This is a genomic window from Hymenobacter citatus, from assembly GCF_014333615.1.
GTDB classification, from domain to species: Bacteria; Bacteroidota; Bacteroidia; order Cytophagales; family Hymenobacteraceae; genus Hymenobacter; species Hymenobacter citatus.
This window is the reverse complement of sequence record NZ_JACSCY010000013.1, coordinates 143,595-156,589: the sequence shown is the minus strand read 5'-3', so window position 1 is coordinate 156,589 and position 12,995 is coordinate 143,595. Positions and strand designations below refer to the sequence as shown.

At 59.5% G+C, this 12,995-nt stretch carries 7 protein-coding genes; 3 read left to right on the top strand and 4 right to left on the bottom strand.

Annotated elements, in window-relative coordinates:
• Positions 1–58 precede the first annotated feature (58 nt).
• Genes H8B15_RS15745 through H8B15_RS15735 form a run of 3 tightly spaced genes read right to left on the bottom strand, consistent with a single transcriptional unit; the run spans position 59 to position 7,195 of the window.
• Positions 59–667 (bottom strand): transposase, encoded by a 609-nt coding sequence (locus H8B15_RS15745; protein ID WP_187320617.1) that lies wholly within the window; start codon positions 665–667, stop codon positions 59–61.
• A gap of 52 nt (positions 668–719) precedes the next feature.
• Positions 720–5,471 carry a DUF3320 domain-containing protein gene (locus H8B15_RS15740; protein WP_187320616.1) on the bottom strand — a complete coding sequence of 1,584 codons (4,752 nt, stop codon included), beginning with the start codon at positions 5,469–5,471 and terminating at the stop codon, positions 720–722.
• A 14-nt stretch (positions 5,472–5,485) separates the two neighbouring features.
• On the bottom strand, positions 5,486–7,195 hold the full coding sequence (locus tag H8B15_RS15735) for an amino acid permease (RefSeq protein WP_425489804.1): 1,710 nt from the start codon (positions 7,193–7,195) through the stop codon (positions 5,486–5,488).
• Positions 7,196–7,525: 330 nt separating this feature from the next.
• Here H8B15_RS15735 and H8B15_RS15730 point away from each other — a divergent pair, with 330 nt between their 5' ends.
• The gene (locus H8B15_RS15730) at positions 7,526–8,269 is read left to right on the top strand and encodes a carboxypeptidase-like regulatory domain-containing protein (RefSeq protein WP_187320615.1); all 744 of its coding nucleotides are present in this window, start codon (positions 7,526–7,528) and stop codon (positions 8,267–8,269) included.
• Positions 8,270–8,814: 545 nt separating this feature from the next.
• Positions 8,815–9,942 carry a lipocalin family protein gene (locus H8B15_RS15725; RefSeq protein ID WP_187320614.1) on the top strand — a complete coding sequence of 376 codons (1,128 nt, stop codon included), beginning with the start codon at positions 8,815–8,817 and terminating at the stop codon, positions 9,940–9,942.
• Positions 9,943–10,113: 171 nt separating this feature from the next.
• On the opposite strand, the gene H8B15_RS15720 is transcribed toward H8B15_RS15725, so the two are convergent.
• Positions 10,114–11,301: a sensor histidine kinase gene (locus tag H8B15_RS15720; protein ID WP_187320613.1), complete on the bottom strand. Its 1,188-nt coding sequence runs from the start codon at positions 11,299–11,301 to the stop codon at positions 10,114–10,116.
• A gap of 408 nt (positions 11,302–11,709) precedes the next feature.
• On the opposite strand from H8B15_RS15720, the gene hemA reads away from it, so the two are divergent.
• Positions 11,710–12,981, top strand: coding sequence for a glutamyl-tRNA reductase (hemA, locus tag H8B15_RS15715; protein ID WP_187320612.1), 1,272 nt, complete (start codon positions 11,710–11,712; stop codon positions 12,979–12,981).
• The last annotated feature ends 14 nt before the right edge of the window (positions 12,982–12,995 follow it).

The following is a 12,995-nucleotide window of genomic DNA, read 5'->3' as shown; positions in this document are numbered from 1 at the left end:
CGTGATAAGGTCCTTCGCTCCGCTCAGGATGACACGCACTTTTCTACCATTCACAAACTCACAACTTCACCATTTCATAAACATAGGGCCAGTCGTGGAAACGCTCGGGTAGGCGCAGACGCTGGGCGTGGTGCTGCACGTAGGCGAGGATGCGGGTCAGTTCATCAGCATCTTGCACGGCGTATTCATAAGAGCCAGTTTGCCAGAAATCGGCTTCGGGTGGGAGCTGGTTGCGTAGGTGACGGCGGCACTGGGCGGCGGTGCGCTGGTGCAGCAGTTGCAAGGCTTTGTACATTGATAGGCCACTACCCGCTGGCAGGTGCAATACGGCGTGCACGTGGTTAGGCAGCACTGCAAAAGCCAGCACCCGGAAGCCTTGCTCCTCCAGCATCAGCAGCTCGCCAGCTACTATCTCGGCTAACTTCTCCTTTTCTAAGTAGGTAGGGCCTACCTCCGCACGGTCCAGCTCGGCATCGAACTGCGCAAAGAAGCGCTTCTGAGCGCGCTGATAGGCAAGCTGCTGCTGTTCGTCGGTGAGGCCGCCGGCGCGGGCTACCTCCATATTCGTCTGCAAATCAGCGTGTAGCTGGCGGCCGATGGCGTGGCGCAGGGAGCCAGCCAGACGGGAAGTGACGAAAAGCGTTTCGCCGGGGGGTAGGGCGTTCATGTGCACAGATGAGTTCTTGCAGAGGTAGGCGCAGAGGCTCGCAGAGTTCGTGCTAGTTTTTCTTCAGCACGCCGTTTACCTCCACCAATTCGCCTTGGGTCAGCAGGTACTGCACGGCCCCATCTACTTGCTGGCGCATCTCATCCGATAACCGATTGAAGCCGAGCAGGCGCACCGTAGATAGGTACACGGCTTCGCGGGGTAGGGCGAAGCTGTGCGCGATGATGGTGCATACGGCATGGGCCAGCTCTTCCGGGGCAACCAACGACAGCTTGCGGGAAATGGCAGGCAGGTGGCTCCGGTCGCGCAGAGGGGGTGTTTGCATGGTATTTTCCCACAGAAAATCGCCCTGCTGGCGCAGGTGACGCAGATTGGCGGCCAGCGTGGCAGCGGCCCTGCCCACCTTGCGCATGCGGGCGCCTACCTGCGTGGCACCGCTGGCCTGGGCCAGCCGCCGCGTGGCCTCGTCCACGTGAATTGGGCTTTCGATGCGCACTACCTGCGTCAACCAGTTGGCCAGCTGGCCCAGGCTGTGCTGGTGCAGCTCGCGGTGCCCAACGGCGGCGGGCAGTTGCGCCACTTGGTACGGAACGGCCAGCGCGGAGGAGCGCAACGCTTCACGCTCAATCACGACAGGCGCTGCGGCTTCTTCCTTCTGCTGTACCTCTTCCGGCTCGTTGGGCTCATCAAGGGTAGGCTGGTGGCGGGCTTCCTCGATGGCGGCCACCACACTCTCCAACGCTCGTTGCGGATTGCGGAACCAGTCGGTGCTCCAGATACGGTGCAGGCGCCAGCCCATTGCCTCTAGCACCTGCTGGCGTAGCCGGTCCCGGTCGCGGGCCGAGCGGGCGGCGTGATACAGGGTTCCATCGCACATAATGCCCAGCAGGTAGCGGTCGGGCTGGGTGGGGTCTACCACAGCCAAGTCGAGGTAGAAACGCTGGCTGCCTACCTGCTGGCGCACCTGGTAGCCCCGCGCCGTGAGGGCGCGGCGCACCACTTCTTCAAAAGGCGCCTCTACACGGCCAGTTTCTGCGTTGTGGTGGAGGTGACCGTGCTGGGCGAAGGAGAGAAACGCTTTGAGCGCCGCCACGCCTTTCGCTTGCGTGCGGCTGAGATCGAGGTCGTCGGAGGTGAGGTTGGTGAAGATTTCGCAGCGCTGTTTGGCGCGGGTGATGAGCACATTGAGGCGTCGCTCGCCCCCCTCGCCGTTCAGCGGGCCGAAGTTCATGGCGAGGTAGCCTTCCTTGGTGCGGCCGTAGCCGAGGCTGATCAGGATAACGTCGCGCTCGTCGCCTTGCACGTTTTCCAGGTTCTTGATAAAGAACGGCTCGTGCAGGTGCCCGTTGAAAAACGCCTCGGTTTCGGGGTGCTGGCGGCGCAACGCCTCCAGCGCATCCTGAATGGCTTGGCGCTGGGCCACACTGAACGCTACCACGCCCAACGTGAGTTGGGGCGTGGTGCGAGCATGGTGCAGCACGGCGGCAGCCACGGCCGCGGCTTCCCGCGGATTCGTGCGCGAAGTACCTCGCTCGTAGTACGTTGTGGATAAGTAGTGGTAGACCAAGCCCAACTTGCCTTTGTCGCCGGGGCTCGGAAAAACCACCAGCTTATCATCGTAGAACAAGTGGTTAGAGGCCGCAATCAACGACTCGTGCCGACTGCGGTAGTGCCAGCGTAGCATCCGCTCGGACATTTGGCGGGCTGTGCACAGCTCCAGAATACTCTGAATATCAGCCGTCACATTGTCCTCGTCGGTTTCTTCACCAGCGTTGGTGAGCGAGTCGAAGAACGAGGTAGGCGGCAGCTGCTTCGAGTCGCCGACTACTACCAGTTGCCGCCCGCGGGCAATGGCGCCCAGCGCCTCCACCGGCTTCACCTGGCTGGCCTCGTCAAACACCACGATATCAAACTCCACCGCGCCCGGCGGCAGAAAGCTAGCCACCGACAGCGGCGACATCATAAACACCGGTTTGATGGCCTGCACAGCCTGCCCGGCCCGCTCCATTAGCTGGCGCAGGGGTAGGTGGCGGGTTTTCTTGGCGAATTCGTTTTTGAGCACCAGCATCTGCCCCCCGGCTTGCTGATTGGGCAACTGCTCGTAGTGCCGGCGCACGGCCCGCACCCGATGGTGGTAGAGCGAGTCGCGGTCGGCGTGGCGGAAGCGGGCGGCTACCTCCTCGTGCCCAGCCTGCTCGAACTGCCGCAAGGCGGAATGCTGCTCGTAGGCGCTTCTTTGCAGGTATTCCAACCACGTTTGGCGCACGGCCGCCGCTAGTAGCTGCCCCGCCTCGGGCCAGTTTTCGGCGGCGCGTAGCAGCTCCGGTAGTTGCTCGGCCTCCACGGCGGCAGCCACGTTGTTCCATTCTACCGTGAGCTGTAAAGCTGATAGATCGGCCGCCCAGGCGGGTAGGGTGCGTAGTTGGTCATCAAAGGGCTGAAATTGCAGCCGCCCGTCGGGGCCGAAGCGGCGCACTTCGTTCAACTGCAAGCCGTCAACTACCGCTTGCACGGCGGTGCGCTGCTGAACCAGGGCCGCTTCTACTTCCTGCGTAAGCTGCCCGAGGCTTTCCCTGTCCGATGGCTGCGCCGCCCGACTCGGGGAGGCGGCTAGGTAGGAAAGCAACGCGGGCGGCAGTTCTCCGCGTGCAATGCGTTGGTGCGTCAGGGTCAAGTATTCCTGCACTTTACGCAGGGTACGCCAATCAGAATGCCGCCCCTGCCACATCGACCCAAACAGCGTTTGAAGTAGTGGCTCCGCTTCCGCCAGCGTTTGCTCGTGGCGAGCAGCTTCGCGAATGGCATCCACCACAGCTACTACGTCGGCGGCCTTAGTGGGTAGGGGCGCTTGCCACAGGCTTTGCAGCCGCTTGCGGGCGCGGCGGTAGTCACCGCTCAGAAATTTCCACCACTTGTCTCCGTATTGGAGTAGGGTCGCCCGCTCGGCTAGCAGCTCCTGCTGCCAGGCTTCGGGTAGTAGCTGGGTATCGTATTGCTGATGTAGTTGCTGCTGTTTCTCGCCGGCCTGCAACGCGGCTACTAAGCGGTTGTGCTGTTGGCCCCAGGTAGGGTCTGTCACGGCGGCATCAGCAAGCGGCGGGGCCTGTTGCGCGTGGCGGGCGCTGGGCAGCAGCGTTTCGGCGGCGGCGCGGTCGTGGGGCGCGGATAGGCCCAGGTGGTGCGCCAGGGCTTCGGCAGCGGATTGTAGGGCGGTTACGGCTGCGTGCGCCGCGTGCAGATGGGCTGTTAGCGCCGTTTGGTCGGCGGGTAGTAGCAGCGTCAGGGCGCTACCCCAAAAGAGTAGCTGCTTGGGCGTGCCGATTTTTTGCAGCGTGGCCTGTAGCCGGCCGGCCAGGGCCTCGGCGTGGGCCGCGTCAGCATCGGTCCAGGTAGCAAGTTGGGTGAAGGGTAGGCGGAGCAACTCTGCTCCGCCCTGCTTCTCTTGCAGGCGCAGCAGCTCGCCGGTTACCTGCTGCGCGGTGCGCCGACTACGGCCAATGGGCGCGTTCACGGCCAGGGCGTAGTCGTTGAGCTGTTGGCGGTAGCGGGGCAACTGCGCCATGTGGTCTTCCACATGGGCACCCGCAGTAGGTCGGCCTAGCGCCAGCGTCGCTTTCAGCTCGTTGTGCAGCGTCTTTTTGTTGGCTTTGTGGCTGTGCAGCTCCAGGCAGGCCACGCCCAGTCCCAGGCTGTCGAGGCGGCGCTTTACAACTTCCAGCGCGGCCATCTTTTCGGCCACAAACAGCACTTTCTTGCCTGCCCCAATGGCCTCTGCCAGCAGGTTGGCAATGGTCTGCGACTTGCCCGTGCCGGGTGGTCCCTGAATGACAAGGTTGCGGCCCTCGTGCACGGCCAGCAGCGCTAGTAGCTGCGAGGAGTCAGCATCGAGCACCTGGTGCAGTTCGGCGACCGGACTATCGGTATCCAGAAAAGCGGTTTCGCCGAGGGTAGGCGCCGGGTCGCGGAAGCCTTCTGAGCCGAGCAGCGCCGCAATGGTCGGGTGGTCGAGCAACGTAGACGAAGCCGGCCAGGTGGCCGGGTCTAGGTCGCGATACAGCATCAGCTTTCCGAAGGAGAAAAAGCCCAGCGCAATATCGTCGGGAGCTACTTGCCAATGACTTAGAGGTGCTACGGCCTGTTGCACAGCGGCATAATACTCGTTCAAGCCGCCTTCATCCTCCGGTTCGGGTAGAGGTAGCGTCAGGCCGAAGGTGGCCTTCAGCTTGGCTTGCAACGACAGATTGCCTTCTACCTCAGCCCCGGTATAGCGCAGTTTAAATCGCTCGGCCACCGTGCCGCGCTCCAGCAGCACCGGCACCAGCACCAGCGGCGCCCGGCGCGCCTCCTCGCTGCCAGCCGACTCGTACCACGTGAGGCTACCCAGGGCCAGGTACAGAATATTCACACCCTGCTCTTCCAGGCTGGTGCGGGCGGTATAATAGGTGTTAAGCAAGCGTGCTTCCAGCTTTGCCAGCGGCTCGGCGGTTTGCAGCTTGTTATCGGAAAGCGCTGTTGCGGGTATCGTGAACAGCGGTTCCGCTTCAGCATCGGATGCAACAGTAATTGCTGCGTTCAACGCCGCATCTTCTTGCCCGTGGCGCGGAGTGGAATCGGCCAGAAAGTACATGGCCTTGCCCTGGCGTACCAATATGTCGTAGACCGCCGCCGACTGCTCGTGTACTACCTGCACGCCCCGCGCTTTGGCCACCCGGAAGTTGAGCAGCGGATTGTGCAGGCTCAGGTCGAGCAGCTCCTCGCGGGAGGCGTGGAGCCGTTTGGCCAGGGAAAAGTCAGCGGACAGCATGATGGAGGTGCCGGCTACCCTACCCTTGTGTTCAGCTTGCTGTGCTTGTTGCTGTAACCGAAGTAGATAGCCAACCCAATAATCAGCCAGCCGAAGAACAGCATCCAGTTGCTGATGCCGAGCTGGGTCATGAGGTAGAGGTTGGTGAGCAGCCCCAGCACCGGCAGCAACGACAGGCGTTTGGTGAACGACACCACCGTCAGCCCCACGCAGAACAGCAGGAACACAACCATGGGAATCTGGTGGCGAAACTGCTCGTACTCGCCGCTGGTTACGGCGCCCCAAAACTCGTTGATAGCCGCTTGGTTGTACTGCCACAGGCCCACGGCGGCGGCCAGCAAAATCAGTCCCACGGCATAGCGGCCGCTGAGGTAGGGCACCTTGAAACGGGCATCAGATTGGCCGTGCGGGTCGATGATAAGGATGCCGCCGCACACCAGCGCAAATGCGAACAGCGTGCCGATACTGGTGAGGTCAATCACCAGATCCATGTTGAGCAGCAGGGCCGGTACGCCCACAAACAAGCCCGTAACGATGGTGCTGAATGAGGGCGTATGGAACTTGGGGTGCACCTTGGCAAATACCGGTGGCAGCAGCCCATCGCGACTCATGGTCAGCCAGATACGCGGCTGCCCGATCTGAAACACCAGCAGCACCGAGGTCATGGCAAACACCGCCGACACGGCCACCACGCCTGCCAGCCAATCGACCCCTACCTGCTTGAACACGAAGGACAGCGGGTCGCCTACCCCTAGCTCGGTGTAGCTCACCATACCCGTGAGCACCAGCGTGATGACCACGTAGAGAATGGTGCAAATCACCAGGGCGTAGATCATGGCGCGGGGCAGGTCGCGCTGGGGGTTCTTGCACTCCTCGGCCGTGGTGCTGATGGCATCGAAACCGATATAGGCAAAAAATACCGCCGACACGCCTTTGAGCACGCCGCCAATGCCGTTGGGTGCGAAGGGCGTCCAGTTGGCGGTTTTCACGTAGAACGCGCCCACCACAATGACTACCCCTACCACGGCTAGCTTCAACAATACCAATAAGTTGGAAGCCGTTTTCGATTCCTTGATGCCGATGTAGACCAGCGCCGTGACGAGCACCGTGATGATAAACGCGGGCAGGTCGCAGACCAGCTTGAAGTCGCCGAACAGGGTAGGCGCGGTGCTCCAGATGCGGTAGGCTTCCTGCTGGGCGGCGGTGGCCTCCGTGAGCGGCCGGCCAGCTAGCATCAGGTCCAGCACGGCATGGTAGCCGGCATAGGCACTTTGGGTTCCAAGGGTCAGATAATCAGGAATATGCAGTCCCACACCATCCAGCAAGCCGGTAAAGTAATCAGACCACGAAATAGCTACCACGATGTTGCCCACGGCGTATTCCATAATCAAAGCCCAGCCGATAATCCAGGCAGCCAGCTCCCCAAACGAGGCGTAGGCGTAGGTATAGGCCGAGCCGCTGACGGGAATAGTAGCCGCAAACTGCGCGTAGCACAGCGCTGAGAAGGCGCAGGCTATAGCAGTGAACACAAACAGCAGCGACACGGCTGGGCCGCCGTCGTGTGAGGCATTGCCGATGGTACTGAAGATGCCAGCGCCAATGACGGCCGCAATGCCCAGGGCCGTGAGGTCGCGCACGGAGAGGTGGCGGGCCAAGTGGCCTTCCTGCTCGCCGCCTACCCCGGCGTGGGCATCAGCAGGCGGGTTCCACTGAAGTTGGGCAATACTTTTGCGCCGGAACAAGCCGGCCGTGCGCGTTGGAGGTAGCGGAGTAGGCAATGCGGTAGAATCGGTTTTGGAGGGCAAAAGATACTGAATAAATGCGGCGGGCCCGATGTGGCAGCGCTGATGCGCTTGATTCTCAGATCAAAAAGAATCAGGACTTACCCAAATGGCGCGGGCGTTGGTTCCCGCAGAGGTGCGCAGAGGAAAACGCAGAGGTGCGCAGTGTTCTATTGGCACCTTTGCGTAATTTTTTTAGAATTTTGACCGGCGTGTGTGGAATCCAGCGGCGGGTGGCATCTACTGGGTAGTATCGTTCCTACTTCCATCGTTATGCCCACGCCCACTATCACCATCCCTACTCCCTGCCACGAAAGCTGGCAACACATGACGCCCACCGCCCAAGGCCGCCACTGCGCCGCCTGCCAGACCGTGGTAGTCGATTTCACGCAGTTTTCCGACGCCGAGCTGCTGGCCTATCTGGGGCAGGGCGCGGGCCAAGCTACCTGCGGCCGATTTCGGGCCGGGCAGTTGGGGCGACCATTGCGGCCAGCGCTAGCAACAAATACGGTTTCGCGGTGGCGGGCGTGGCTGGCGGCAGCCGTGGCGGTGTGGGGGCTGCGGGAGGTAGCCGTGCCGGCCGTGCGGGCGCAAGTACCAGTGGAGCAGCGGGAACCGAATATCGGTACTATCTCCCTTACAATGGGTTTAGTAGCGCAACCGCCGGTGGTGGTGCGCGGTGTTGTGCTGGACTCTGTTTCGCAGGAACCCCTACCCGGTATTACCGTTCTGCTGACAGGTACCGAAATTGGCACTACTTCCGATATAGAGGGTAAGTTTGAATTGGCTGTACCGCCCGCGGCAGTGGCGATGCACCAAAAACTTACCGTCTCGTTTGTTGGGTATGAACCGCAGCAGGTTGCGCTGTCTGCATCTAACCAGCCGCTGCAAGTGTTGTTGAATCCGTCTATAATGGGAGGGTTATATGTAGTAGCGGGCGGTATCCATTCCTATCATCCCTGGTACACGCCCCGCGGCTTATGGCAACGGGTGAAGCGGCCGTTTCGGCGGTGGTAGAGTGCGGTGCATACGATGTTAGAATACGCGAAATACAGTATAAGATATTTATAATGAACTGCACTCGTTGGTTTTTCCCTAAAATGTGGCGATTTCCGCTAGCTGTTATCTGGTTGTGCTATGCTACTGCCTCCCAGGCGCAAGTGGTCTTATTTCCTCAGGATTCGATAAGGCCGTTTCCATCCCGTAAAAACGCTAAAGCATCATTTCCTGTAGCACCCGACGAAAGCAACGCTGCTGCTATCGTAGAAGGGAAAATTTTAGATGAGGCCAGCAAACCTATCTATGCTTTCGTTGCAATTGCTAATACAAAACCGGAAGTATGGACCAATAAGGTAGGGAACTATCGGCTCCCTGTACCGGCAGCATACATAGTACGACGCCACAAGGTGAAGGTAGTTGTGGGAATGATTGGCTACCTCCCGCAAAGGCTTACTCTTGACCTACGACTTCCAGTCCAACCAGTGATTTATCTTCGGGAAGACACTAGGCCATTATATTGAGCGTCACCAAACCTTTTCCCCCTAAAAATCCTTTATGCGGGGATGAAGAACCTGCTGCTCGCTACCCTACTATTACTCGGCACGCTGTCTGGCTGCGCCGTGAAGCCAACTAACCGCTACGACGTTTTCACCAAAACCGCCCAACTCCCTCAGGAAGAAGCGCCGCACGAGCGCAACTCCCTGGAATGGTGGTATTTCACCGGCCATCTGCGCGATAAGAAAACCGGCGAAGAATTCGGCACCGAGTATGTATTCTTCCACTTCAACATGAATGGCAAGCAGGATTGGCAGATGGTCAACTTTGCCGTGACGGACCCCAAGGCCCAGCAGTTCCGCTACGACTACAAGGTGCGCAAGTTGCCTAAGCTGCTGGCTCCTACCCTACCCATAGGCCTCTCTATGCAGAAGAAGGCCCAGCAGTGGCAGCTCACAGGCCAGGAGGGCCGCTACCACTTGCAGGCCCGTATGGCCCGGCACGCCGGTACTGCCATCAACCTCACCACTACCCCCGCCAAGCCCGTGCTGCTGCACAGCGGCACCGGTTACGAGAACTACGGCGGCAAGGCTACGGCCGGCTATTACAGCTATCCGCGCCTAACGGCCACCGGCACTATGGAGGTCAACGGCCAGCTGCACGAGGTAGAAGGCGAGCTGTGGTACGACCGCCAATGGAACTGCAACTCCGTGATGGCCAAGGACGCCGGCTGGGACTGGTTCAGCATTCAGCTCGATGAGCCCAAGGAAGACTTAATGCTGTACCAACTGTTCAACCGTGCCACTGGGGAGCACGTGGGCGGCGGCTCGCACTATTCGGCCACTGCGCAAAACACTCACCTCGGCGAAGACGATTTTGAGCTGGAAACCCTGGCCGAGTGGACCAGCCCCCACACTCACAAAACCTACCCCAGCAAGTGGCGCGTGCGCATTCCCAGCCAAGGATACGACCTGATTGTAGAACCCGTGATGCAAGACCAGGAGCTGAGCATCAAACTTCTACCCGGCATCAAGATGAGCTACTGGGAAGGCATGTGCCGCGTATCGGGCACGCACCACGGCAAGCCCGTGACAGGCCGCAGCTACGTCGAAATCACCAACCGCAAGGAAAAGCAAAAGGTGAAAGAAGCCGTAGCTAATGCAAGTGACGGAGTGACGGAGCGGCAGAATGATTGAGTGATGGAGTGACTGAGTGAAAACGCCTGTCATCCTGAGCTTGCGAAGGACCTTCGCACAGCAGAACGAGTCGTTGTTACAATGGTTGTTCAAGCGTGAAAAGGTCCTTCGCTCTGCTCAGGATGACAGGCGTCTTTCTCACTCACTACTCACAATTTCACAACTTCACCATTATTCCCCATTCAGCACAATCCGGAACGTAGTACCCTTCCCTACCTCCGACCACTTCACGAAGAGCTTGCCTTTGTGGTAGTTCTCGATGATGCGTTTGGCCAGCGCCAGCCCTAAACCCCAGCCGCGCTTTTTGGTGGTATAGCCTGGTAGGAACACCGAGGCCATCTTGTGCTTGGGAATACCCTTGCCAGTGTCCGTGATGTCGATGGCAATCTGGTTTTTGCTGCGCACCGGCCGTCGCAGGTGGATGTGGATGCTGCCCCGGCCATCCATGGCGTCCACGGCGTTTTTGCAGATGTTTTCTACCACCCAATCAAACAAGGGCACGTTTACCTGCGCGGGTGTATCGGTGGGTAGGGAGGTAGTGATGGTGAAGATGACCTTGCGCGAAACTCGGCTTTGGAGGTAGGCAATGGCGTTTTGCGTCACCAGCAGAATGTTCTCGTCTTTGAGCACGGGCACCGAGCCGATGTTGCTGAAGCGCTCCGTAATGATTTCCAGCCGCCGGATATCCTTACCCAGCTCCTCCACAATCGGCTCGTCCTTAAAACGTTCCGACTCGCGCAAATACGCCTGCCAGCCTACCAGGCTGCTCAGGGGTGTGCCCAGCTGGTGGGCTGTTTCCTTGGCCAGCCCTACCCACACGCGGTTCTGCTCGGCCCGCCGCGACGAGCTGAACGAGAAATACGCAATAACAGCCAGGCAGCTCACCACCGCCAGCTGCACCAGCGGGTAGGTCTGGAGCCGATCGAGCAGGGCGGAGTTCTTGTAATACAGATAGTTACGCAGACCTGCGCCCAGCTCAATCACAATGGGCGGGTGCTTTTCCTTCATTTCCAGCACTTGCTCTTTGAGGAACACCTGGCGCTGCTCGTCGTTCAGGCCCTTGGGCACGTCTACGTATTTGTAGTCCACCACGTCGCCGTCACTGTTCACCAGCAGAATCGGAATGGTTTTGTTCAGCTGAATGATTTCGTCGAACACGAAGGTGGTATTGGCGTCCTCTACCTCCGTATTGATCAGAAAGCGCATGGCCTTGGCGTAGAGGTCAATCTGCTGCTGCTCGCGCTCGGCCAGGTGGCCCACCAGAATGTTGGTATACAGCACGGTAGCCACCGCAATGAGCAGCGCGCTGGCCAGCACCACCAGCTTGCCGCGGGATTTTTGGTCGTAGATCGGAATCAAGGAAAAGCAGTGGAGCCATGCCCCGGGTAGGTGAGACAACGAAGGTAGGAACTCGACGCGGGTAGTACCCAAATAGCCTGCGCACTACCCCGGCCTACCCCTGTGATGCTACCCAACCACAACCTGATAAAAATCATCCACCAGCAGCCACAGAAATGCACCGCCGCAGGCTATACTCACTACAAAAAGCCCAAATAAAGCTGTTTCGGCATAGGTAAGCTGTTTAGAATAAAATAAATATGTCTCTCTACTAGAGTTGAATATTCTTCAAAAAGGCCGTTTTGCGGGGCTATACCCCCTTCTTTCAGAGAACTTGCTTCCGTCCGAACCTCTACCGACTGCCTGCTGTTTTCAATCTATCGAATTGCGCCGTAATTTTGCGCCCTACGCTCCGCGTCAGTACCTGCTATGCTCCACCCGTTCAAAGCTGTCAGCCTCTCCTATAAAAAAGCGCCGCTGGAAATCCGCGAGCTTATTGCCCTGGACGAGGCCGCTTGCCGCCGCTTTCTGCACACGCTCCACCACGACCTGCACTTGCAGGACCTGTTGGTGTTAAGCACCTGCAACCGTACCGAAATCTACTACGCTGCCGACCGCGACCAGAGCCCCGCCATTATCGAGGCCCTGGCGCAGCTCAAGCAGCTACCCGATGCAGCTGCCTACTACCCCTACTTCGATATTCTGGATACCTACGAAGACGCCGTGCAGCACCTGTTTGAGGTGAGCATGGGTCTTGATGCCCAGGTGGTAGGCGACTTGCAGATCAGCAACCAGGTGAAGATGGCCTACCAGTACTCGGCCGATGCCGATGCCGCTGGCCCGTTTTTGCACCGTTTGCTGCACACTATCTTCTTCACCAACAAGCGCGTGCAGCAGGAAACCGCCTTCCGCGACGGTGCGGCGTCTACCTCCTACGCTGCGCTGGAACTGGTAGAGGAACTGACTGCTGATGTAGCCACCCCCCGCGTGCTGGTAGTAGGACTGGGTGAGATTGGTGCCGACGTGTGCCGCCACCTCGGCGACAGTCGCCAGTTCTCGGACGTGACCATCTGCAACCGTACCCGCCACAAGGCCGAGCAACTGGCCGCCGAGTGCGGGGTGAAGGTTGTTGATTTTGAAAACCTGACGCAGAGTCTGCGCGAGGCCGATGTGGTGATTTCCTCTATCGCCCGCGACACGCCGTTTTTCACCCGCGAGCTGGTAGCGCATTTAGATGTGCTGAGCTACAAGTTCTTCATCGACCTATCGGTGCCGCGCAGCATTGAAGCAGAGGTAGAGACGGTGCCCGGCGTGCTGGTGTATAACATCGACGCCATCCATAGCAAGACGTCGGCGGCCCTGGAGCGGCGCTTGGCGGCCGTGCCGCAGGTGCGCGCCATCATTGCCGAGAGCATTGCAGGCCTGGGCGACTGGGCCAAGGAAATGATGGTGTCGCCTATCATCCAGAAAATCAAAGGTGCTCTGGAAACGCTGCGGCAGGAAGAGTTGGAGCGCCACCTCAAAAAGGCCAGCCCCGAGGAAGCCAAGCGTCTCGAAGACGTGACCCGTTCCCTAATGAACAAAGTGCTAAAGCAGCACGTGCTCCAACTGAAAGCCGCCTGCAAGCGCGACAACGCCGACCAACTGGTAGACGCCCTCACGGAGCTGTTCGACCTGGAAAATCAGCCGACTACGGCTTGATGAAGTGGTGAAAT